Origin of the sequence: Burkholderia sp. AU4i, assembly GCF_000466765.1 — a bacterium.
GTDB classification, from domain to species: domain Bacteria; phylum Pseudomonadota; class Gammaproteobacteria; order Burkholderiales; family Burkholderiaceae; genus Burkholderia; species Burkholderia cepacia.
Genome location: NZ_ASSI01000076.1, coordinates 18,728 through 41,837 on the forward strand (window position 1 = coordinate 18,728; position 23,110 = coordinate 41,837).

The following is a 23,110-nucleotide window of genomic DNA, read 5'->3' on the forward strand; positions in this document are numbered from 1 at the left end:
GAAAAGGCGCCGCGTCAGGCGGTCACCAGCTTGAGCGCTTCGTCGAGCGACGCCGGATCGAACACCGACGCACCCGTCAGGTTGCCGTCGATGCGCTTCGTCAGGCCGGCGAGCACCTTGCCCGGACCGCATTCGATCACGTGCGTGACGCCCGTGCCTGCGATGTGCTGCACGCACTCGACCCAGCGCACCGGGCCCGCGGCCTGGCGCACCAGCGCGTCCTTGATCGCGGCCGGATCGCTGACCACGGCGACATCGATGTTGTTGACGACCGGAATCTGCGGCGCCTTCACGTCGACGTTCGCGAGGTAGTCGCGCAACTGATCCGACGCCGGCTTGAGCAGCGACGAATGGAACGGCGCCGACACCGGCAGCGGCAGCGCGCGCTTCGCGCCCTTCGCCTTCGCGATCTCGCAGGCCTTTTCGACCGCAGCCTTGTTGCCTGCGATAACGACCTGCGCGGGTGCATTGAAGTTCACTGCCTCGACGACACCCGCTTCCGCGGCTTCCGCGCATACCGCACGCACCGTGTCGTCATCGAGACCCAGGATCGCGGCCATGCCGCCCTGGCCGACCGGCACGGCCGTCTGCATCGCCTGCGCGCGAAAGCGCACGAGCGGCACGGCATCCTTGAACGCGAGCGCGCCGGCAGCGACGAGCGCCGTGTATTCGCCGAGGCTGTGTCCGGCGACGATCGACGGCGCCGGGCCGCCCGCCTGCTGCCACGCGCGATAGCACGCGTAGGCCGCGGTCAGCATCACGGGCTGCGTGTTGGCGGTGAGGTTCAGCTCTTCGGCCGGGCCTTCGGCGATCAGCTTGCCGAGATCCTGATTGAGTGCATCGGACGCTTCCTGGAGCGTCTCGCGCACGACGGCCAGATCGGCGAATGCGTTGAGCATGCCGACCGCCTGCGAGCCCTGCCCCGGAAATACGAATGCAAATTTCATATCGTCCCCAATTGAATCGATTCGGACGGCGCGCACGAATGGCGCGCCGGTGGGATCCGCGCGCAGCCGTCGCGCGCCGCGGATCAGTAGCGGAAGACCGACGCGCCCCAGGTGAAGCCGCCGCCGACGCCTTCGATCAGCACGTGCTGGCCGCGCTGGATGCGACCGTCGCGCACCGCGGCGTCGAGCGCCAGCGGAATCGACGCGGCCGACGTGTTGCCGTGCTGGTCGACCGTCACGACCATGCGCTCCTGCGGCAGGCCGAGCTTGCGGCAGGTGCTGGTCATGATGCGGATGTTGGCCTGGTGCGGAATCAGCCAGTCGATCTGCTCGGGCGCGAGATTCGCCTTCGCGAGCGCTTCGATCGCGACCTTTTCGAGCACGTTGACCGCGAGCTTGAACACGGCCTGCCCGTCCATGTGCAGGAACGCGCTGCCGTCGATCACGCCGCGATTGACGTTGCCCGGCGTGCACAGGATGTTCGAGTAGCTGCCGTCCGCGTGCAGCGCGCTGCCGAGCACGCCCGGCTCTTCCGACGCGGACAGGATCACCGCGCCCGCGCCGTCGCCGAACAGCACGCAGGTCGTGCGGTCCTTGAAGTCGAGAATGCGCGAGAACGTCTCCGCACCCACCACGAGCGCGGTGCGGTGCTGGCCGCTGCGGATGAAGCTGTCGGCGGTCGCCATCGCGTACGCGAAGCCCGAACACACGGCCTGTACGTCGAAGGCCGCGCCGCCGTTCTTGATGCCGAGCTTGTTCTGCAGCAGGCACGCGGTGCTCGGGAACACGAAATCGGGGGTCGAAGTCGCGACGATGATCAGGTCGATCGACTGCGGATCGATGCCGGCGGCCTCGATCGCGCGACGCGACGCCTCGAGCGCGAGGTCGCTGGTCGTGACGTCCGGTGCGGCGAAATGGCGCGCATGGATGCCCGTGCGCGCAACGATCCATTCATCGCTCGTCTCGATGCCTTCCTTCGCAAGTCGATCGGTCAACTGCTGGTTCGTGACGCGGTCGGGCGGCAGGTAGCTGCCCGTGCCGAGCACGCGGGAATAGAGAGTCGATTGGGCCATTTATGCTTTAGAGGATTGCGCAGCGGAAGGTTCGGCGTGATGGCCTGCGGCGGGGCTTGCATGGCCCGCGCCGCCCGCGTTGTGTTCGCCGTCGCCGAGCGACACCGAATTATCCGCCATCGCACGCGTGAGGCGCTCCAGCACGCCGTTTTTGACGGCATCATACCCGCGTTTGATTGCCCACTCAAACGCGTAGGCATCGGCCGAACCATGGCTCTTGATCACGAGGCTCTTCAGCCCCAGCAGCGCCGCGCCGTTGTACTGGCGGTGATCGACGCGCTTCTTGAAACGCATCAGCACCGGCAGCGCGAGCAGCGCCATCAGCTTCGACATCAGCGAACGGCCGAACTCCTCGCGGATGATGTCCGACAGCATCTGCGCGAGCCCTTCGGACGTCTTCAGCGCGACGTTGCCGACGAAGCCGTCGCACACGATCACGTCGACCGTGCCCTTGTAGATGTCGTTGCCTTCCACGTTGCCGCGAAAATTGAGCGTGCTGGCGCGCAGCAGTTCGCCTGCGCGCTTGATCGTCTCGTTGCCCTTGATGACCTCTTCGCCGATGTTCAGCAGGCCGATCGTCGGGCGCTCCTTGCCTTCGAGCGCGGCCACGAGCGCGTGCCCCATTTCCGCGAACTGCAGCAGGTGCTGCGGTTCGCAGTCGACGTTCGCGCCGAGGTCCAGCATCATCGTGTAGCCGGTCGGGTTCGGCAGCGCGAACGCGATCGCGGGCCGCTCGATGCCGGGCAGCGTCTTGAGTACGTAACGGGAAACGGCCATCAGCGCGCCGGTATTGCCGGCGGAGATGCAGGCCTGCGCCGCGCCTTCCTTGACGTGGTTGAGTGCGACGCGCATCGAAGAATCCTTCTTCTTGCGCAGCGCCACTTCGACAGGGTCGTCCATCGCCACGACTTCGGTGGCGGGAACGATGGTCAGCGCGGGATCGTCGAGGGCTTTCAGCTTCTTCAACTGAGCGCGAATCGCGCTTTCGATGCCGACGAGCATCAGGTGCGCATCGGGATGCGCGCGGACGAACTTGACTGCCGCGGGAACGGTCACGGACGGGCCGTGGTCGCCTCCCATGCAATCGATTGTGAGCTTTACGGTCATGGAATGCGACGAATTTCAGGCACAAAAAAGCGGCAGTTGAATGCCGCCTTTTTGTTGAGCCAGGAAAGTGTCAAGCGAACCAGTTGTCACGCGAACGGCAAACGTAGCGCGCAACGCGTGACTTGACGCTTAGTCGTTCTTCGTCTTGACGACTTTCTTGCCGCGGTAGTAGCCGTTCGGGCTGACGTGGTGACGCAGGTGCACTTCACCCGTGCTCGGCTCGACTGCCAGCGGCGCTGCCGTCAGGAAATCGTGCGAACGATGCATGCCGCGCTTCGACGGCGACTTCTTGTTTTGCTGGACTGCCATGACTAACTCCTAAATAATTTTCCGGATTCTAACACAGCCCGATCCGGCGCTTAACTACCCTGGCCCAAAGCCTTTACGCCTTCCCGCGCCACAACTGCTTAGTGTTTCTTGGTGCCGTCACCGCCCTTCTTCAGCGCTTCCAGCGCTGCGAACGGATTCGGCCGTTTGCCTTCGTCCCCGGCTTCGTCGGACTCCTCGTCCGTCTCTTCCGCGGGACCGCTCGCACCCGACACGAGGCTTTCGTGAACTGCCGGGCAAACCTCGTGCTTGGGCACGAGCGGCAACGAAAGCAGCAATTCCTCTTCGATCAAGTCGACGAGATCGAACTGGCGTGAGCCCACGATCACATCGGCTTCATCGTCGTCGAGCGGAAATTCTTCAGCTTCTTCTTCGGTCGCGACGACCCGGTACGTCATGTCGACGTCGAACGTCTGGTCGTACGGGGTCATGCAGCGCTGGCACGTGAGCCACGCATGACCGTGCACCGCGAGGCGCAGATACGGCTGCTGCCCGTCGGCGCCGTCGTCCTGCAACTCCTTCTGGGTGAACCCTTCCGCCTGCCATGTGAAGACCGTGTCGCGATCTGGCGCGTCCGCAGGCACTTCGTTTAACATGCGCGGCAGTTGCGAGAGGTGCACCGCGCCTGCTGCCTGCCGCCCGCTGCGGGCGAACTCGAACAGGTCGACTGCATGCGGATCAAGTGGCGCCGCAGCAGGTTTGCCAGAAGAAGTGTTCATGTGCGCTCCTGCCTACAGGCTGACTTGCGGATCCGACTTGGTGCCGCTCGCGTACGGGTGACCGTACTTTACTTCCGAAGACCCGGCAGGCGCCACCACAACGGAAGCCTGCCGACGAAAAGCGGGAAAGCATACCTGTTTTACCTTTTGCAGTCAATCACTTAAGCTTGCGTCCGCAGCAACGCTGCGCAACACCCGACGACTCACCGATCCCACCGACCATGCCGGATACCGTTTGCCGCCCGCCGCGGCTGATTCTTGCCTCCAGTTCACGCTACCGCCGTGCGCTCCTCGAGCGCCTCGGCATCCCCTTCGACGTCGTGTCGCCCGACCTCGACGAAACCCCGCACGACGGCGAGACGCCGGCCGCGACCGCACTGCGCCTTGCAGGCGCGAAAGCGCGCGCCGTCGCCGCGACGATCGATGCGCCGGACGGCGTGCTCGTGATCGGGTCCGACCAGGTCGCGACCTTCGACGGCCTCCAGATCGGCAAGCCCGGCACGCATGAGCGCGCGCTCGCGCAACTCGTGTCGATGCAGGGCCGCGAAGTCGAATTCCACAGCGCGCTCTGCCTGTATGACAGCCGCACGGGCGAAGCGCAGGTCGAGGACGTCGTCACGCGCGTGCGTTTCCGCTCGCTGCCCGAGGCCGAACTCGATGCGTACCTGCGCGCGGAAACACCGTACGACGTCGCCGGCAGCGCCAAGTCGGAAGGGCTCGGCATCGCGCTGCTCGACGCGATCGACTCGAACGACCCGACGGCACTCGTCGGCCTGCCGCTGATCGCGCTCACGCGGATGCTGCGCGCCGCCGAATATCCACTGTTTGCAACCACCCGTGGAGACCGCGCATGACGGCCGGCACGCTCTATCTCGTTCCGAACACGCTCGGCGAAGGCGACGAATCGATGCTCGCGGCGGTCCTGCCCGCGGCCGTGCAGGCACGCGCCGGCACGCTCGGCTATTACATCGGCGAGAACGCGAAGACGACGCGCGCGTTTCTGAAGAAGATCGGCACGACGCGCCCGATCCAGGAAATCGAGATCAGCGAACTGAACGTCAATACGCCGGCCGGGCAGATCGACCGGCTGCTCGCACCCGTGCTGGCCGGCGCGGATGCCGGCCTCGTATCCGAAGCCGGCTGCCCGGCCGTCGCCGATCCCGGCGCCTTGCTGGTGCGCCGCGCACACGAGCGCGGCGTGAAGGTCGTGCCGCTCGTCGGGCCGAGCTCGATCCTGCTCGCGCTGATGGCATCGGGCCTGAACGGCCAGAGCTTCGCGTTCAACGGCTACCTGCCGGTCGACGCGGCCGCGCGCGCGAAGCGCCTGCGCGAACTCGAGCAGCTGTCACGCAAGGCGCGCCAGACGCAGATCTTCATCGAAACGCCGTACCGGAATCAGGCGATGCTCGACACGCTCGTCGCGACCTGCGCACCGTCCACGCAGATCTGCGTCGCGGCCGACCTGACCCTCGCGACCGAGACGATCGCGAGCCGCACCGTAACGGACTGGAAAAAGGCGCCTGCGCCGAATCTGCACAAGCGCCCTGCGATCTTCCTGCTGCTGGCGAACTGAAGCCGCGACCGGTGGCTGCCCGGCAGCCGATCGGCGGACCATCGCGGCCCGCCCGCTTCCGTCAGCGCAGGCTGACCGCCGCGCCGCCGGCCGTCAGCGCCTTCATCGCGGCGCCGCCGACGGCCGCGCCGAACTTGCGCGCGACACGGTTCGTCAGGCTTTCCTTCACCGTATAGTCGACGAGATCGGGCGCCTTCAGCACGTCGCGCGCGACCGTGTCGGTCGTGCCGAAGCCGTCGGCGAGCCCGAGCTCGACGCTCTTCTCGCCGGTCCAGAACAGGCCCGAGAACATGTCGGGCGTCTCGTGCAGCCGCTTGCCGCGGCCATCCTTCACTGCCTTGATGAACTGCGCGTGCACCTGGTCGAGCAACGCCTGCGCATGCGCGTCCATCTTCGGCGTCTCCGGCGAGAACGGATCGTAGAAGCCCTTGTTTTCACCTGACGTATGCAGGCGCCGCTCGACGCCGAGCTTGCCCATCAGGCCGGTAAAGCCGAACCCGTCCATCAGCACGCCGATCGACCCGACGATGCTCGCCTTGTCGACGAAGATCTTGTCGGCCGCGGACGCGATGTAATAGCCGCCCGATGCGCACATGTCGGTCACGACGACGTACAGCGGCTTGTCCGGATGCTTCGCGCGCAGCCGCCGGATCTCGTCGTAGACCATCCCGGCCTGCACCGGGCTGCCGCCCGGGCTGTTGATCCGCAGCACGACGCCGGCCGTACCGTCGTCGTCGAACGCGGCGTCGAGCGCCGTGTTGATGTCGTCGGCGTTCGCGTTGACGCCGGCGGCGATCTCGCCGTCGATCGTCACGAGCGCCGTATGCCGCCCGCTCGCCGAGAACTTCGCATCGCTCGAGAAATCGATCAGCGCGAACGCAAGCAGCACGAACACGCCGAGGAACGCGAAGCGGAAGAAGATCTTCCAGCGCCGTGCCGCGCGCTGCTCCTTGACGGCCGCAAGCGCGATCCGCTCGAGCGCCGCACGCTCCCAGTTCGGTTCACGGCTGTCGGGACGGGAGGAGGAATCCGGGGAATTCGGTTGGTCGGCCATGCGGTATTGTCGTCAGTCGGTCGTGGCGGAAACGGCGGGACGCAGGTCGGCGTCGGGCACCCAGAATACCGCACGCCCGTCGGCCGTGTCGCGCTCGTCGACCTCGACCGGCCGCAGCCGGCCGCCGCGGCACGGGCCGCCGACGCACTTGCCGGTGTTCGGCTCGTAGATCGCGCCATGCGTCGCGCACATCAGGTAGAGGCCCGACGATTCGAAGAACTGGCCTTCGGCCCAGTCGAGCTCCATCGGCACATGCGCGCAGCGGTTCAGGTAACCGTATGCGCGCCCCTCGTAGCGCACGAAGAACACGACGGCCTGCTCGCCGCGCAGCGTCGCGTCGACGCGCACGCCGGCACCGCCGTCGGCCAGCGCATCCGATGCACACACGCGCATCGCATCCGGCGCCGCGCTCATGCGTGCTCCCGCAACCACGCGGCCAGCGCTTCGACGTCCGGCGCGACGAAGCGCGGCGTGAGCGCAGCCAGCGCATCGGCCGTGTGCGCACCGTATGCGACACCGACGCCGGCCGCCCCGGCACTCGCGGCCATCTGCAGGTCGTGCGTCGTGTCGCCGATCATCACGGTGCGGGAAAGATCCTGCCCCAGTTCCCGGGACAACTCGTGCAGCATCGCCGGATGGGGTTTCGAGAAAGTCTCGTCCGCGCAGCGCGTCGCATCGAACAGGCTCGTCAGCTTCGACTGGTCGAGCACGCGATTCAACCCGACCCGGCCCTTGCCGGTTGCCACGGCGAGCAGATACCCGGTGTCGCGCAGCTCGGCGAGCAGTTCGCGCACGCCGGCGAACAGCTCGATGCGCTGGTCGTCGAGCAGATAGTGATAGCGGTAGCGCTCGGCGAGCCGCGAATAGTCGGACGGATCGAGGGTCGGAGCGGTAATCTGCAGCGCGTCGCGCAGGCCGAGGCCGATCACGTAGCGCGACGCCTCGTCGGACGGCGTGGGCAGGCCGAGATCGCGGCATGCGGCCTGGATGCTGTGCGCGATGTGCGCAGTCGAATCCATCAGTGTGCCGTCCCAGTCGAAGACGATCAGGTCAAATTGCTGTCGAGCCATGCGGTTCAGGTTCAGGCGGTATCGCGCAATGCGCTGAGTTGGTCGAGGAAGCGCCGGCATTCGTCCGGCAGCGGCGCATCGAACTGCAACGCCTCGCCGGTCAGCGGGTGGGCGAGCCGCAGCCGGTGCGCATGCAGGAACATCCGTTTCAACGACGGCTGCGCATTCGCGCGCGCCAGCGCCTTGTTCAGTGCGAAATCGCCATACTTGGCGTCGCCGGCGATCGGCAGGCCGAGATGCGCGAGGTGCACCCGGATCTGATGGGTCCGCCCCGTTTTGAGTTCCGCTTCGACGAGCGCGTAGTCCGGCCAGCGGTCGACGAGGTTGAACACCGTATGCGACGGCAGCCCGTCGTCCTGCACCCGCACGCGGCGCTCCCCTTCCGGGGTCGAATACTTGAACAGCGGCGCCTTCACCGCGCGGCGGCGACCCCAGTCGGGCTGCCATTCGCCGTGCGCGCACGCGAAGTAGCGCTTGTCCATCCGGTTCTCGCGGATCTGCTCGTGCAGGCCGACGAGCGCCGTGCGCTTCTTCGCGAGCATCAGGATCCCGGACGTCTCGCGGTCGAGCCGGTGCACGAGTTCGAGGAATTTCGCGCGCGGGCGCGCCTGGCGCATCTGCTCGATCACGCCGAACGCGACGCCGCTGCCACCGTGAACCGCGACCCCCGCCGGCTTGTCGATGACGAGCATCGCGTCGTCCTCGTACAGCACGTGGAAATTCGCGGGCGGCACGACGGGCGTGTCGGCGCGCGCGAGGTCGGCCGCCGCGACGCGCACCGGCGGCACGCGGACGAGGTCGCCCAGTTCGAGGCGGTACTGCGCATCGATCCGGCCCTTGTTGACGCGCACTTCGCCGCTGCGCAGTATCCGGTAAATATGGCTTTTGGGCACGCCTTTACAGACGCGCAACAGGAAGTTGTCGATCCGCTGACCGGCCGAGTTTTCGTCGATCTCGATCATCGATACCTGGCCGCTTGCGACCGAATTCTGGGATATTTTGCCTAACTCATTCATACTGAATATAATTTTGCCCAGCCTGACGTTGTGGGTGGCCTGATCGGCCGGCCCCGGCTGAATCGGGCAAGGCGCAAGCGCAAACCGCTATTTTACTTGCGCCGGGGGTCCGCTGCTCGCCCCTAATCAAAGAGATGCAGCAAGTTGCACGCACGGCGCCGCCCGTCGGCAAGGATCGCGCCCACAGGCGGATTCGGTCGGCAAGGCGCCGCGGTAACGGAAAGTTGGTTGAAAAGAATTTGATCGGCAGCCCGACGGCGCGAGGTGCGTCCGCAAGCTGCCGGTTGCGAAAATTACGGCGTTGCGCCCGATTTGGTTCCGCGAAGCGTGCGGGACTTGGCGACGTCAAACCAGGGAAGTACACCCCAAGCGGGAAAGTCGGGCTGGATTCGATACTCCCCGCTGCGGCCCAAGCCGCAGCATCTGCCGCCCGTCGGCGCGCGCGACGCATTGCGCGCGCCCGTGGCAATGCCCGGACAGGCTTAGCGCGCTTTTGCAGCGTGCGGTGTGTGAACGCCGTGCTTTGAAGCCGTATTCGCAGGTGCCCTACGGCCGCCGGCCCCGTCTTTCGGAGCCCAAGCGCCTCTTCAGGCAATTCTCCCCGCCATCGTTCCCGCTCCAGCGTGCTTGTGACAACACAACAAGGTGCGGCCTGCCGTCGTTCCCGCCCTCGCGACTGACAACCGCGAGGCGCCGGCAGCGGAGCCGCCTGGAGCCGTTCATGAAACGCATGCTGTTCAATGCGACGCAGCAGGAGGAGCTGCGCGTCGCCATCGTCGATGGGCAGAAGCTCATCGACATCGACATCGAAACCGCCGGGCGCGAACAGCGCAAAGGCAATATCTACAAAGGTGTCATCACCCGTATCGAGCCGTCGCTCGAAGCGTGCTTCGTCAACTACGGCGAAGACCGCCACGGGTTCCTGCCGTTCAAGGAAGTCGCCCGCCAGTACTTCAAGGAAGGCATCGACATGCGCTCCGCGCGCATCCAGGATGCACTGCGCGAAGGCCAGGAACTGATCGTCCAGGTCGAGAAGGAAGAGCGTGGCAACAAGGGCGCCGCCCTCACCACCTTCATCTCGCTCGCCGGCCGCTACCTCGTGCTGATGCCGAACAATCCGCGCGGCGGCGGCGTGTCGCGCCGGATCGAAGGCGACGAGCGCCAGGAACTGCGCGAAACGATGGCGCAACTGCAGATTCCGGACGGCATGAGCATGATCGCCCGTACCGCGGGCATCGGCCGCAGCGCCGAGGAACTGCAGTGGGACCTGAACTACCTGCTGCAACTGTGGCGCGCGATCGAAGCGGCGTCGCAAAGCGGCAACGCCGGCCAGCCGATGCTGATCTACCTGGAATCGAGCCTCGTGATCCGCGCGATCCGGGACTATTTCCAGCCCGATATCGGCGAAATCCTGATCGATACGAACGAGATCCACGATCAGGCCCGCGCATTCATGGATATCGTGATGCCGGACAACGTCGCGAAGGTGAAGCGCTACCACGACGACGTGCCGCTGTTCTCCCGCTTCCAGATCGAGCACCAGATCGAGACCGCGTACTCGCGTACGGTGCCGCTGCCGTCGGGCGGCGCGATCGTGATCGACCACACCGAAGCGCTCGTCGCGATCGACGTGAACTCGGCCCGCGCGACCAAGGGCGCGGACATCGAGGAAACGGCGACCCGCACGAACCTCGAAGCGGCCGACGAAGTCGCCCGCCAGCTCCGCCTGCGCGACCTCGGCGGCCTGATCGTGATCGATTTCATCGACATGGAATCGGCGAAGAGCCAGCGCGAAGTCGAGCAGCGCCTGAAAGACGCGCTCAAGCATGACCGCGCGCGCGTCCAGATGGGCAAGATCTCCCGTTTCGGCCTGATGGAACTGTCGCGCCAGCGCCTGCGTCCGGCCCTGTCGGAAGGCAGCCACGTGACCTGCCCGCGTTGTAACGGCACCGGCCACATCCGCGATACCGAATCGTCCGCGCTGCAGGTCCTGCGGATCATTCAGGAAGAAGCGATGAAGGAAAACACCGCGGCGATCCACTGCCAGGTGCCGGTCGAGGTGACCGCCTTCCTGCTCAACGAAAAGCGTCAGGAAATCAACAAGATCGAGTCGCGCTTCAAGGTCGGCATCGTGCTGATCCCGAACAAGCACCTCGATACGCCGCACTACAAGCTCGAGCGCCTGCGCCACGACGACGCGCGCCTCGACGATCCGCGCGCATCCTGGAAGATGGCCGAGGAAGCGGCCCGCGAACTCGAGTCGGAAACCGGCTACAGCAAGCGCGCGGCGGAAGTGAAGCCGAAGCAGGAAGCCGCGGTCAAGGGCATCACGCCCGAGCGTCCGGCACCGAGCCCGGCACCGCAGCGTCCGGTCGAACCCGTTGCCGCGCCCGTGCCCGTCGCGCCGGCAAGCGGCGGTTTCATCGGCTGGCTGAAGGGCCTGTTCGGCGTGGCGCCGGCTCCGGCGCCCGCACCGGTCGCCCCGGCACCGGCGAAGGAGCAGGCAGCCCGTCCGGCTCGCGGCGAACGCGCCGAGAAGTCCGAGCAACGCGGCGAACGCGGCGGCGATCGCAACCGCAACCGTCGCGGCGGCGCCCAGCAGGCACAAGGCGGACGCGACCAGGCTGCGGCAGGCCGCGGCCAGCAGCAACGCCAGGAGCGCGAAGGCAAGGAAGTGCGTGAAGCACGTGAGCCGCGCGAGAACCGCGAACCACGCGAGGGCCGTGAGCCGCGTGAAGGTCGCGAGATCCGCGAAGGCCGTGAGGGTCGCGAAGGTCGCGAGGGCCGTGGCCCGCGCGAAGGCCGCGAGCCGCGTGAAAGCCGCGAACCGCGCGAGAACCGCGAACCGCGCGAGCGTGCCGAGCAGCCGGAGGGCGTCGAAGCCGCCGGCCGTGGCGAGCGCCAGGAACGTCGCGAGCGCGGCGAGCGCCGCAAGCCGACCCAGCATGCGGCTACGCTCGAAACGGTCAACCGTGGCGAAACCCATCCGGAACCGGAAGCCGACAAGGCCGCCGCCGAGGCCCTGCCCGGCGCCGAGCTGGCAGCCGACGCGGAAGCCGGCGCGCGTGATGGCGAGGAACGTCGCCGTCGCCGTCGCGGCCGCCGCGGCGGTCGCCGCGAGCGCGAGGAAGACGGCGCAGTTGTCGACCACGCCGAGCAAGGCGCAGATGGCGAAGCCGCCGTACAAGCCGTGACGCCGGACGCACCGGCTGCTGCCGAACCGGCCCACACGGCCGCACCGGCAGTCGTCGTGGCCGCGGCTGCGGCAGGCGCCGTCGTCGCCGAAGCAGCGGTCGAGCACCACGCCGAACCGGTTGCACCGGCCGCTGTCGAGCCGCAGCCGGCACCGGTACACGTCGAAGCGGCTCCGGTCGAACCGGCGGTTGTTGCCCACGCGGCAGAACCGGCTCCGGTCGCACCGGCCGTCGAAACGGAAGCCGGTCCGGCCCCGGTCGCGGTTTCGCCGACGGACGCGTTCGAAGTGCCGGCAGCGCCTGCCGCGGTCGAAGCACCGCAGTCCGCGCCCGTCGAACAAGCCGCGCCGGCCGTGGCGATCGAAGCCGCTCCGGCGGCTGTCGAGCCGGCACCGGTCGAAGCTGCGCCGGTCGAGGCCGTCGCAGCACCGGCACCGGTTTCCGCACAACCGGCAGCCGCGCCCGCTTCGGCGAGCCTGGATGTCGTGCTGGAGCAGGCCGGTCTCGTCTGGGTGAACACGGACGCCGACAAGTTCGCCGCCGCGCAGGAAGCCGCGTCGCGACTCCCGCGCCCGGCTCGCGTGCCGCGCGAACGCAAGGTACTGCCGCCGGTCGATACGGCCCCGATGCAGCAGGTCGAAACGACGCATCACTGACCGGCACATCGCCCGACCAGGAAAAACCCGCCTCCGGCGGGCTTTTTCACGTCCGCGCTGCGGGTTTCCGCCCACCGGACCGGCCCGCCGCTTGCGGCTAAAATAGAAGTCTGGTTCGCACTTCTTTCAACATGTCCCGACGCATCATTCCTCTCGCCGACGTCAGCGGGATGCCGGACGTCTCCGGCGTCGCGCACGCCCCGGACGGCACGCTGGCCGACACGCTCGCCAGGCCGCTGCGCGACCTGCGCATTTCGGTGACGGATCGCTGCAACTTCCGCTGCGTGTACTGCATGCCGCGCGCCGTCTTCGACAAGGACTACCCGTTCCTGCCGCACAGCGCGCTGCTCACGCACGAGGAAATCGAACGCGTGGCGCGACTCTTTGTCGCACACGGCGTCGAGAAGATCCGCATCACGGGAGGCGAGCCGCTGCTGCGCAAGAATCTCGAATTCCTGATCGAGCGCCTCGCACGCCTGACCACGCACGACGGCCGCCCGCTCGACCTGACGCTCACGACCAACGGTTCGCTGCTCGCCCGCAAGGCGCGCGCGCTGAAGGACGCCGGGCTCACGCGCGTGACGGTCAGCCTCGACGCGCTCGACGATACGCTGTTCAAGCGCATGAACGATGCCGAGTTCGCAAGCGCCGACGTGCTCGACGGCATCTTCGCCGCCCAGGCCGCGGGCCTCGCGCCGGTCAAGGTCAACATGGTCGTGAAGCGCGGCACCAACGACAGCGAGATCCTGCCGATGGCCGAGCGTTTCCGCGGTACCGGCGTGATCCTGCGCTTCATCGAATACATGGACGTCGGTACGTCGAACGGCTGGAACATGACCGAGGTGCTGCCGTCGGCGGACGTCATCGCACGCATCGCCGAACACTTCCCGCTCGTGCCGCTCGAGCCGCACACGGCGGCAGAAACCGCGCAGCGCTGGGGCTATGCGGACGGCAGCGGCGAGCTCGGCGTGATTTCGAGCGTCACGCAGGCCTTCTGCGGCGACTGCACGCGCGCGCGGCTGTCGACCGAAGGCAAGCTGTACCTGTGCCTGTTCGCGTCGACGGGCCACGACCTGCGCGCACTCGTGCGCGGCGGCGCGAGCGACGCCGAGATCGCGACCGCGATCGCCCGCATCTGGCAGGCTCGCACCGACCGTTATTCGCAGCTGCGCGGCAGCGCGTCTGCCGACACCGTGCCCGACGGCGCCGGCAAGCGCGTCGAGATGTCGTATATCGGCGGCTGACGCACGCTGCCCTTCCGCCTTCTCGCGATGCCCGCTTCCACCTACCCCTCGATCGCCGGCCTGCTGCTCGCAGGCGGGCGGGCCACACGCATGGACGGCGTCGACAAGGGCCTGCAGTTGCTCGACGGCACGCCGCTCGCGCTGCACGTGCTGCGCCGCCTCTCGCCACAGGTCGACGAAACGCTGATCAGCGCGAATCGCCATGCCGATCGTTATGCCGAACTCGGCGCACCGTTCGACGCTCGCATCGTCGCGGACGAAACACCCGACTTCCCCGGCCCGCTCGCGGGCCTGCTCGCCGGCATGCGGGCGGCACGCGCGCCGCTCGTCGCGTGTTCGCCATGCGATACGCCCTACCTGCCCGCCGACCTCGTCGCACGGCTGCATGCGGCGCTCGACGCGCAGCAAGCCGACATCGCCATGGCGGTGACCGTCGACGCGCAGCAGGCGCGCTCGCCGCAGCCGACGTTTGCGCTGCTGCGCACGTCGCTGGCCGACGATCTCGCCGCCCGGCTCGCGGCCGGCGACCGCAAGGTGCGTGCGTGGTACGCACGCCACAAGACGGTCGAAGTCGAGTTTCACGACGAGCGTGCGTTTTACAATGCCAACTCCTGGCAGGAACTCGCCGCGCTGGCCCGCCGCTGACGGCACTCGCGCGGTTCCCGCCCGCCGCACGCGAAACCCGCGCCCAGGCACCCTCCTCGCGCCACCGGCCACGAACCCGATACGCCTTGCGGCGCAGTCCGACTGATGATCACGCAATCCTCGCCCGCCTCCCGAAGCGCCCCCGATTCCGATGCCCCGCTGTCGCTCGCCGACGCGCAGGCACTCGCGTGCCGCTTTGCGGTGCCCGTCGCGACGTGCGAGACGGTGGCGCTGCGCGATGCGCTCGACCGCGTGCTCGCGGCCGACGTGAACGCACCGTTCGACATTCCCGCCTACGACAACTCGGCGATGGACGGCTACGCGTTCGACGGCAGCACCGGCACGCACGCGGCGCCACAAGCGGATGTCGCGCTGACGGTCGCCGGCACCGCGCTCGCCGGCCATCCGTTCGACGGCACCGTGGCGGCCGGATCATGCGTGCGCATCATGACAGGCGCGCCGATGCCGGCCGGATGCGACACGGTGATTCCGCAGGAACGCGCACACGCGGACGGCGACACGATTCGCTTCGTCGCGCATGACATCGCGCGCGGCGCGAACTGCCGCAAGGCCGGCGAGGATCTCGCGCGCGGCGCCTGCGCACTCGCCGCGGGCCGCATCCTGCGACCGTCCGATCTCGGGCTGCTTGCGTCGTTCGGCATCACCGAGGTCACGGTGCGCCGGCGCGTGCGCGTCGCCGTGTTCTCCACCGGCGACGAACTGCGCGAGCCCGGCGAGCCGCTCGGCCCCGGCGCACTGTACGACAGCAATCGCGGGATGCTGATCGCGATGCTCGAACGACTGCATGTCGACGCGGTCGACCTCGGGATCGTCCGCGACGACCCGGCCGCGCTCGAAGCCGCATTGCGCGACGCCGTCGCCGCGCAGGCCGACGCGGTGATCACGTCCGGCGGCGTATCGGTCGGCGAAGCCGATTTCACGCGCGACGTGATGGCACGGCTCGGCGACGTGACGTTCGCCAGCCTCGCGCTGCGTCCCGGCCGGCCGCTCGCGTGCGGCACGCTCGCACGCGCGCCCGGTGACACCGGTCACGCGCTGTTCTTCGGCCTGCCCGGCAATCCGGTCGCGTCCGCCGTGACGTTCTACGCGATCGTGCGCCCCGCACTGCTGACGCTGGCCGGCGCGCTGGCCCAGCCGCCGGAGATACATACGGCACTCAGCACGCATGCGCTGAAGACGCGCCCGGGCCGCACCGACTACCTGCGCGGCATCGCGACACGCGCCGCCGACGGCCGCTGGCACGTCGCACCTGCCGGCTCGCAGAGTTCCGCGTCGCTGAGCGGCCTCTCGGCCGCCAACTGTTTCATCGTCCTGGGCCACGATACCGCGGCAGTCGACGCGGGCACCCCGGTCGACATCCTGCCGTTCGACGGCCTGATCTGAATTCCACTATCGGTATATCTCTACGGGGGCAATCCGCACATGAAGAAACAAATTTCGTCGATCGCCGCGGGGCAGACCGCAAAGGCGCTGATCCTCGTCTACCTGACGTTCAGCGTGCCGATCGTGCTGCTCGGCATTCTCGTCGCCTACGTTCGTTACGGGATGGTCGAACTGAGCACGATCCTGAGCGCGCTGCTGCTGAACGCCATCCTCGGCTTCGTGTTGCTGTGGATCGCGTGCCACGCGTACAACTGGGTCGCATCACGCTTCGGCGGCATCGAGATCGTGCTGTCCGATCCGCCGGAGGAAGCGTGAGCGGCACACCGCTGATCCGTGCGGCGCAAGCGAGCGACGTCGGGGCGATCCTCGCGCTGATGCGCGAGCTCGCCGAATTCGAGAAGCTCACGCATCTGTTCGTCGCGACCGAGGCCGATCTCGCCGACGCGCTGTTCGGCGCGCGGCCTGCCGCCGAAGCGCGGGTGGCAGAACACGACGGCGCGATCGTCGCGTATGCGCTGTTCTTCCACAATTACTCGACGTTCCTCGGCCGTCGTGGCCTCTATCTCGAGGATCTGTACGTGCAGCCGTCGCAACGCGGCACGGGCCTCGGCACCGCGATGCTGCGTCACCTCGCGGCCCTGGCCGTCGAGCGCAGTTGCGGGCGCTTCGAATGGTCGGTTCTCGACTGGAACCAGCCTGCGATCGATTTCTACGAGAAGATGGGCGCCACCGTGCTGCCCGACTGGCGCATCGTTCGCGTGACGGGCGACGCGCTGGACACGCTCGCCGGGCATTGAGCGCATCGCGGCCGCACCGGCAATCGCTGCATGAAAAAACGGGCGCCGCGGCGCCCGTTTCTGTTCCGGCCGATGTCGGCAACGCGCGTCACGCGTCGTCCGCATCGGCGCCGTCGCTACCTTCCGCACCGAGCAGCCCGGCCGCCGCGTCGCCCGGCAGCGCCTCGACCTGCTTCAGCTTGCGGTTCATCACGCGCGTACGCTGCTCGGCGGACTCGATCGAGCGCGTGACCGTTTCGAGCTGCGCCTTCGTGCGCGCGAGCACGTCGCCGAACTTGCCGAATTCCGTTTTTACCGCGCCGAGCACCTGCCACACCTCGCTCGACCGCTGCTCGATCGCGAGCGTGCGGAAACCCATCTGCAGGCTGTTCAACAGTGCGGTGAGCGTCGTCGGGCCGGCCACCGTCACGCGATAGTCGCGCTGCAGCAGGTCGGTCAGCCCCGGGCGACGCAGGATCTCCGCATAGAGCCCTTCGGTCGGCAGGAACAGCAGCGCGAAATCGGTCGTGTGCGGCGGCGCGACGTACTTCTCGGCGATCGTGCGCGCCTCGAGCCGCACACGCGCTTCGAGCGCGCGGGCCGCTTCCTCGACCGCCGCCGCATCGGCGCGCTCCTGCGCGTCGATCAGCCGCTCGTAATCCTCGCGCGGGAATTTCGCGTCGATCGGCAACCACACGGGCGGCGCGTCGCGCGTACCGGCATCGCGCCCCGGCAGCCGGATCGCGAACTCGACGCGCTCGCTGCTCTTCGGCACCGTCGCGACGTTCTTCGCGTACTGCTCGGGCGTCAGCATCTGCTCGAGCAGCGCCTCGAGCTGCACTTCGCCCCAGGTGCCGCGCGTCTTCACGTTGGTCAGCACTTTCTTCAGATCGCCGACGCCCGCCGCGAGCGTCTGCATCTCGCCGAGCCCGCGATGCACCTGCTCGAGCCGGTCCGATACGAGCTTGAACGATTCGCCGAGCCGCTGCTCGAGCGTCGCGTGCAGTTTCTCGTCGACGGTGCGGCGCATCTCCTCGAGCTTCGCCGCGTTGTTCGTCTCGATTTCCTTCAGCCGCTGTTCGAGCGTCGCGCGCACTTCGCCGATCCGGCGATCGTTCGCCTCGGTCAGCTGCGTGAGCTGCCGGTTCAACGTGTCGCCGAACAGCCTGAGCGCACCCGTCTGCTCCTCGCGCGCCTGCTGTGCCTGACGCTGCAGGCTCTCGCGCATCGCGTCGAACTGCTGCGCGTTGCCGGCGACGAGCTTGCCGAGCTGCTGGGCGAAGCCTTCGACCTGGTTGTTCTGCACGGTCGCCACGCTCGTCAGCTGCGCGGCGAGCGTCTGCTGAAGCTGCGCAAAACTGCCGGCCAGCTCGGTGCGCGAGCCGCGCGCGTTCTCGACGATCTCGCCGCGCAATTCGCGTTCGAGCCGCTCGACCGCGCGCGCCTGCGCGTGCGCGGCGTCCTCGATCTGGTCGCCCAGTACCGCCGTATCGTCGTGACGGCCAGCGCCACGCATGAGCGCGACGATCGCCACCGCGAGCGCGACGGCCAGCACGACGACCGCCGCAAGCAACAACGTCATCGTCATGCGCGCGGCTTCCCGATCACGTCAGGGTTGATCGGATTCGGCGGGCGCCCCGCGCGCGGCCCCTCGCCCAGCGCGGCGATCAGGTTGTCGGCGGCGAGGTTCGCCATCGCGCGGCGCGTTTTTTCGGTCGCGCTCGCGATATGCGGCGTCAGCACGACGTTCGGCACCTCGAGCAGCGCCGGATGCACCGTCGGCTCGCCTTCGTACACGTCGAGGCCGGCGGCGGCGATCGTCCCGTCGCGCAGCGCGACGGCCAGCGCCGCGTCGTCGACGATCCCGCCGCGCGCGATGTTGGTCAGCGTCGCGGTGGGCTTCATCTTCGCGAGTTCGGCCGCGCCGATCGTATGGTGGTTTTCCTGCGTGTACGGCAGCACGAGCACGACGTGATCGGCGCGCGCGAGCAGCGCATCCTTCGATACGTATTCGGCGTTCAGCTCGGCCTCGATCTCGGGCGCGACACGCGACCGGTTGTGATAGATCACCTGCATCCCGAAGCCGCGCGCGCGGCGCGCGAGCGCCTGGCCGATGCGCCCCATTCCGATCACGCCGAGCGTCGAGCCGTAGATGTCGCTACCGAGGAACCCGTCGTAAGCCCACTTCTGCCAGTGGCCGGCGCGCAGCCAGTGCTCGGATTCGGCGATCCGGCGAGCGGCGGCCATCATCAGCGCCCAGCCGAAATCGGCGGTGGACTCGTTCAGCACGTCGGGCGTGTTGGTGCCGAGCACGTTCGCCGCGTTGAACGCAGCCATGTCGAAGTTGTTGTAGCCAACCGCCATGTTCGCCACGACGCGCAGGCGCGGCGCCGCGGCGAGCTCGGCCGCGCCGACCGGATCGCCGGCCGTCAACGCGCCGTCCTTGTCGGCCAGACGCGCGGCGAGCGCGCCGGGCGCGAGTGCGTCGCCATTGTTCCAGTCGACGTCGAAATATTGCTTGAGCCGCTCGATCACGTCCGGAAAGATCGGACGCGCGACCAGGATCTTCTGCATCGCCATCTCCGCATGCCGCGGGCGGATCGAAGCGCGCCGTGCGCCGCCGGGACCGCCCGCTCAAGGTTGAAAATCGTCAGCTTACGCCGTGAAGAAAAGCCACGATGTCAGCAGGAATACCGGTATCAGTACGACCAGCGCCCAGCCGAGATACGCGAAGAAGCTCGGCATCTTCACGCCGCGCGATTCGGCGATCGCCTTCACCATGAAGTTGGGTGCGTTGCCGATATAGCTGTTCGCGCCCATGAACACCGCACCCGCGGAAATCGCGGCGAGCGTCGACGCGCCCGTCGTCATCAACGACTGGGCATCGCCGCCCGCGAGGTTGAAGAACACGAGATAGGTCGGCGCGTTGTCGAGGAACGATGAAAGAATGCCCGTCGCCCAGAAGTACATCGCGTCGATCGGCTTGCCGTCCGGCCCCGTGACGAGGTGGACGATCTGCGCGAACGCGCCGTCGGCGCCGGCGCGCAGGATCACGATCACCGGCGCGATCGTCACGAAGATCCCCGCGAACAGCTTCGCGACTTCCTCGATCGGCGCCCAGTTGAACGCGTTGCCCTCGCGCGCGGAACGCGGCGTCAGCGCGAGCGACGCGAGCGTCACGCCCACGAGCGCGACGTCGCGCACGAGGTTCTGCAGCGCGACGTGCGTGCCCCATACGTCGAACGCGATTCCCGGCTTCCAGATGCCGCTCATCAGCACGAGCGCAACCACGGCCGCGAGCAGCACGAAGTTGATCTTCCCGTCGATCGACAGCGCCGCGCCGTCCGGCGTCGGGTCGAGCACGGCCGGCCGCTCCTCGCCGCCCTTCCGGTAGAAGTACGTATCGAGCACGAAGAACAGCGTCAGCAGCACCGCGCAGATGAACAGCATCGGCAGTGCGAGGTGCGTGGTCGTCCAGAAGAAGCTCACGCCGTTCAGGAAACCGAGGAACAGCGGCGGATCGCCGAGCGGCGACAGCGAGCCGCCCGCGTTCGCAACGAGGAAGATGAAGAAGATCACGACGTGCACGACATGCTTGCGATTGTCGTTGGCGCGCAGCAACGGCCGGATCAGCAGCATCGCGGCGCCCGTCGTACCCATCACGCTCGCGAGCAGCGTGCCGAGCGCGAGGATCGCGGTATTGAGCTTCGGCGATCCATGCAGATTGCCGTTCACGCAGATGCCGCCCGCGACCGTATAGAGCGCGGTGAGCAACACGATGAACGGAATGTATTCCTCGAGCAGCGCATGCACGAGCGTGCCGAACGCGGTGCCCGCGCCGAACGCGAATCCGAACGGGATCAGGAACACCACCGCCCACGCGGCCGCAATCTTGCCGAAATGGTGATGCCAGAAGACGGGGGCGACGAGCGGGAACAGTGCGATGGACAGCAGGATTCCGGCGAACGGAATGCCCCAGAGGGCAGACAGCGAGGCACCGTCGAGCGTTGCGGCCGATGCAAGCGCGGGAACGGCGCCAAGCGCGATCCCCGACGCCATGCCCGCCCAGGCGGCATGTCGTTTCATGCAGAACTTCCTTGTTCGAATGGTGGTGGATGCGGCGGGCGCGTCATGCGCCCCGTACGACGATCACGTGAACGCGGTACGGGCCGTGCGCGCCCAGTACGATGGTCTGCTCGATATCGCCCGTGCGCGACGGGCCCGACACGAAATTGACCGCGCGCGGCAATTCGCCGCGCTCCGCGCGGATCAACGCAAAGGCGTCCTCATGACCGGCGACGATCCGCGACGCGGGAACGATCGCGATGTGCGTTTCCGGCAGCAGGCCCGCCGACGCATAGGTGTCGGGGCCGGACAGCAGCACCAGCGAGCCCGTTTCGGCGGTCGCGCAAAAACAGCCGGTAAGGCCGACCAGATCGCCGTCGAGCGGCTTGCGGCATTCGACCGACAGGCCTGCGCCCGCCCAGTCGAAATCGGCCAGCGTGCGCCATGCGACGGCCTGCGTCGGCAGGCCATGAGCGGACAGGTAGCGGGCCGCGGCGGCCGGCACATCGGCAAGCGCCGCGACTTCGTCGACCGTCGTCGACAAACGGGCCGCTTCGTCGACGAATGCCGCGACGAGGTCGGCCGGCGCCGGCGGGCGCGGGCCCTCCGGATGACGGGCGAGATAGTCGGCAACGCCGTCGCGCTCGGCCGCATCGGGTTCGGCCGCACGCCCCTGCGCCGCGCGAATGCGCGCGAGGATCTGGCGACGGGCAGCGGAAGTGTCCATGAACGGTCCTCGTGACGTTGGCGGGCGATACCGTCGGATTATACCGGCCGGCCCCGCCGCGACGCAGTTTTGGCCGTTCGGCCGACGCTTACTTCGACGCGCCTTCCTCGACCGGCTGCGCGATGCCGAACACCTGGCGCAGGTACGCGAGATACGCCTTGTCGTCGCACATGCTCTTGCCCGGCGTATCCGACAGTTTCGCGACCGGCTGCCCGTTGCAGCGAACCATCTTGATCACGATCTGCAGCGGCACGTAGCCGAGGTCGTTCGTGAGGTTGGTGCCGACGCCGAATGCGAGCTTGCAGCGGCCGCGGAAACGTTCGTACAACTGCATGACCTTCGGGATGTCGAGCGCATCCGAGAACACGAGCACCTTGGTGCGCGGGTCGCAGCGGTTCGCCTCGTAGTGGCGCAGCATGCGCTCGCCCCACTCGAACGGATCGCCCGAATCGTGGCGCGCGCCGTCGAACAGCTTGCAGAAGTACATGTCGAAGTCGTTCAGGAACGCGTCCATCCCGTAGACGTCCGACAGCGCGATCCCGAGGTCGCCGCGATACTCCTTCGCCCACATCTCGAAGCCGTAGATCTGCGAATCGCGCAGCCGCGGGCCGAGCGCCTGGCACGCCTGCAGATACTCGTGCGCCATCGTGCCGAGCGGCGTGATGCCGTGCTTCATCGCGTACAGCACGTTGCTCGTGCCGGCGAACTGCGGGCCGAGCCCGTCGCGCAGCGTGAGGGCGACTTCCTCGTGCCACACCTTCGAGAAACGCCGGCGCGTGCCGTAGTCGGCGATCTTGCAGTCGGCGAACTCGGGCTTCGCGCCGAGCAGCTTGATCTTCTCGCACAGCCGCTCGCGACCTTCGCGATAGTCGGGCTCGCGCTGCGTGTTGCGGAAATACACTTCGTTGACGATCGCGAGCACCGGGATCTCGAACAGGATCGTGTGCAGCCACGGCCCCTCGATCACGATGTCGATCTCGCCGTTGCCCTTCGGCGACGGCGTGATCGAGATGTACTTCTCGTTCAGGTGGAACAGCGCGAGGAAGTCGACGAAATCGCTCTTGATGAAGCGCATGCGCCGCAGGTAGTCGAGTTCGACGTCGGTGAAGCGCAGCGAACACAGGCCGCGCACCTCGTCGCGGATCTCGTCGATGTACGGCACGAGATCGACGCCGGGCGTACGGCACCGGAAGCGGTACTCGACGTTTGCGGCAGGAAAGTGATGCAGGACGACCTGCATCATCGTGAACTTGTAGAGATCCGTGTCGAGCAGCGAAGTGATGATCATGATTACGGCACCGCCAGTATCGTGACAGGGCCCCGGCGCACCGCGCGCCGCCCGGTCTGCCGGCCATGTTACCCGAATGCGGGCCCGACCATCGCGAAACCGCCTGCCGCCCTGCCCGGCCACGCCGCCGTGCGACACACGCGCCCCGTCGGCGAGTCCCTTCTGCGGGCCGCCATAAACTAATCACGAAACGATATAAGCCGGATAGCCGACCACGCCATGCGG

The 23,110-nt window shown here is 67.6% G+C and carries 22 protein-coding genes; 8 read left to right on the plus strand and 14 right to left on the minus strand.

Annotation, left to right across the window (positions count from 1 at the left end):
- Positions 1-14 precede the first annotated feature (14 nt).
- From fabD to L810_RS17930, 5 genes are all read right to left on the minus strand, one after another.
- Complete coding sequence (gene fabD / locus L810_RS17910; RefSeq protein WP_042975162.1) at positions 15-947, minus strand: ACP S-malonyltransferase; 933 nt, start codon at positions 945-947, stop codon at positions 15-17.
- An 83-nt stretch (positions 948-1,030) separates the two neighbouring features.
- Positions 1,031-2,020, minus strand: a complete 990-nt coding sequence (locus tag L810_RS17915) for a beta-ketoacyl-ACP synthase III (RefSeq protein WP_042975163.1) — start codon at positions 2,018-2,020, stop codon at positions 1,031-1,033.
- On the minus strand, positions 2,021-3,127 hold the full coding sequence (plsX, locus tag L810_RS17920) for a phosphate acyltransferase PlsX (protein WP_042975164.1): 1,107 nt from the start codon (positions 3,125-3,127) through the stop codon (positions 2,021-2,023). It abuts the gene before it with no gap.
- A gap of 129 nt (positions 3,128-3,256) precedes the next feature.
- Positions 3,257-3,436 (minus strand): 50S ribosomal protein L32, encoded by a 180-nt coding sequence (rpmF, locus tag L810_RS17925; protein ID WP_006051932.1) that lies wholly within the window; start codon positions 3,434-3,436, stop codon positions 3,257-3,259.
- Between the two features lie 98 nt (positions 3,437-3,534).
- Positions 3,535-4,173, minus strand: coding sequence for a DUF177 domain-containing protein (locus tag L810_RS17930; protein ID WP_021159702.1), 639 nt, complete (start codon positions 4,171-4,173; stop codon positions 3,535-3,537).
- Between the two features lie 221 nt (positions 4,174-4,394).
- On the opposite strand from L810_RS17930, the gene L810_RS17935 reads away from it, so the two are divergent.
- Positions 4,395-5,027, plus strand: a complete 633-nt coding sequence (locus tag L810_RS17935) for a Maf-like protein (protein ID WP_042975165.1) — start codon at positions 4,395-4,397, stop codon at positions 5,025-5,027.
- Positions 5,024-5,746 carry an SAM-dependent methyltransferase gene (locus tag L810_RS17940; RefSeq protein ID WP_027788014.1) on the plus strand — a complete coding sequence of 241 codons (723 nt, stop codon included), beginning with the start codon at positions 5,024-5,026 and terminating at the stop codon, positions 5,744-5,746. Before L810_RS17935 ends, L810_RS17940 begins: the two co-directional genes overlap by 4 nt.
- A 61-nt stretch (positions 5,747-5,807) precedes the next feature.
- Here the strand turns inward: L810_RS17940 and L810_RS17945 are convergent, their stop codons facing one another.
- Genes L810_RS17945 through L810_RS17960 form a run of 4 tightly spaced genes read right to left on the minus strand, consistent with a single transcriptional unit; the run spans position 5,808 to position 8,886 of the window.
- The gene (locus L810_RS17945; protein WP_021159703.1) at positions 5,808-6,800 is read right to left on the minus strand and encodes a S49 family peptidase; all 993 of its coding nucleotides are present in this window, start codon (positions 6,798-6,800) and stop codon (positions 5,808-5,810) included.
- Between the two features lie 12 nt (positions 6,801-6,812).
- Positions 6,813-7,214 carry a Rieske (2Fe-2S) protein gene (locus L810_RS17950; protein ID WP_021159704.1) on the minus strand — a complete coding sequence of 134 codons (402 nt, stop codon included), beginning with the start codon at positions 7,212-7,214 and terminating at the stop codon, positions 6,813-6,815.
- Entirely contained in the window at positions 7,211-7,870 is a 660-nt protein-coding gene (locus tag L810_RS17955; protein ID WP_027788016.1) for an HAD-IA family hydrolase, read from the minus strand. Before L810_RS17955 ends, L810_RS17950 begins: the two co-directional genes overlap by 4 nt.
- Positions 7,871-7,881: 11 nt before the next feature.
- On the minus strand, positions 7,882-8,886 hold the full coding sequence (locus tag L810_RS17960; RefSeq protein ID WP_042975167.1) for an RluA family pseudouridine synthase: 1,005 nt from the start codon (positions 8,884-8,886) through the stop codon (positions 7,882-7,884).
- A 721-nt stretch (positions 8,887-9,607) separates the two neighbouring features.
- On the opposite strand from L810_RS17960, the gene L810_RS17965 reads away from it, so the two are divergent.
- From L810_RS17965 to L810_RS17990, 6 genes are all read left to right on the plus strand, one after another.
- Positions 9,608-12,736 (plus strand): Rne/Rng family ribonuclease, encoded by a 3,129-nt coding sequence (locus L810_RS17965; RefSeq protein WP_021159708.1) that lies wholly within the window; start codon positions 9,608-9,610, stop codon positions 12,734-12,736.
- Between the two features lie 131 nt (positions 12,737-12,867).
- Positions 12,868-13,980: a GTP 3',8-cyclase MoaA gene (gene moaA, locus L810_RS17970; RefSeq protein WP_021159709.1), complete on the plus strand. Its 1,113-nt coding sequence runs from the start codon at positions 12,868-12,870 to the stop codon at positions 13,978-13,980.
- A gap of 27 nt (positions 13,981-14,007) precedes the next feature.
- Positions 14,008-14,625: a molybdenum cofactor guanylyltransferase MobA gene (mobA, locus tag L810_RS17975; RefSeq protein ID WP_042975170.1), complete on the plus strand. Its 618-nt coding sequence runs from the start codon at positions 14,008-14,010 to the stop codon at positions 14,623-14,625.
- 105 nt (positions 14,626-14,730) lie between these two features.
- A complete protein-coding gene (gene moeA / locus L810_RS17980; protein ID WP_021159711.1) occupies positions 14,731-16,029 on the plus strand; it encodes a molybdopterin molybdotransferase MoeA in 1,299 nt (432 codons plus the stop codon).
- A gap of 39 nt (positions 16,030-16,068) precedes the next feature.
- Positions 16,069-16,344: a hypothetical protein gene (locus L810_RS17985; RefSeq protein WP_006401288.1), complete on the plus strand. Its 276-nt coding sequence runs from the start codon at positions 16,069-16,071 to the stop codon at positions 16,342-16,344.
- A complete protein-coding gene (locus tag L810_RS17990; RefSeq protein ID WP_021159712.1) occupies positions 16,341-16,826 on the plus strand; it encodes a GNAT family N-acetyltransferase in 486 nt (161 codons plus the stop codon). The genes L810_RS17985 and L810_RS17990 overlap by 4 nt, the downstream gene beginning before the upstream one ends.
- 88 nt (positions 16,827-16,914) lie before the next feature.
- Here the strand turns inward: L810_RS17990 and rmuC are convergent, their stop codons facing one another.
- From rmuC to pncB, 5 genes are all read right to left on the minus strand, one after another.
- Positions 16,915-18,393, minus strand: a complete 1,479-nt coding sequence (gene rmuC, locus L810_RS17995; RefSeq protein ID WP_021159713.1) for a DNA recombination protein RmuC — start codon at positions 18,391-18,393, stop codon at positions 16,915-16,917.
- Positions 18,390-19,379: a 2-hydroxyacid dehydrogenase gene (locus L810_RS18000; protein ID WP_021159714.1), complete on the minus strand. Its 990-nt coding sequence runs from the start codon at positions 19,377-19,379 to the stop codon at positions 18,390-18,392. The genes rmuC and L810_RS18000 overlap by 4 nt, the downstream gene beginning before the upstream one ends.
- 81 nt (positions 19,380-19,460) lie before the next feature.
- Complete coding sequence (locus tag L810_RS18005) at positions 19,461-20,891, minus strand: sodium:proton antiporter (RefSeq protein ID WP_021159715.1); 1,431 nt, start codon at positions 20,889-20,891, stop codon at positions 19,461-19,463.
- A gap of 43 nt (positions 20,892-20,934) precedes the next feature.
- Complete coding sequence (locus L810_RS18010; RefSeq protein WP_021159716.1) at positions 20,935-21,597, minus strand: LutC/YkgG family protein; 663 nt, start codon at positions 21,595-21,597, stop codon at positions 20,935-20,937.
- An 88-nt stretch (positions 21,598-21,685) separates the two neighbouring features.
- Positions 21,686-22,885, minus strand: a complete 1,200-nt coding sequence (gene pncB / locus L810_RS18015) for a nicotinate phosphoribosyltransferase (RefSeq protein WP_021159717.1) — start codon at positions 22,883-22,885, stop codon at positions 21,686-21,688.
- Positions 22,886-23,110 lie beyond the last annotated feature (225 nt).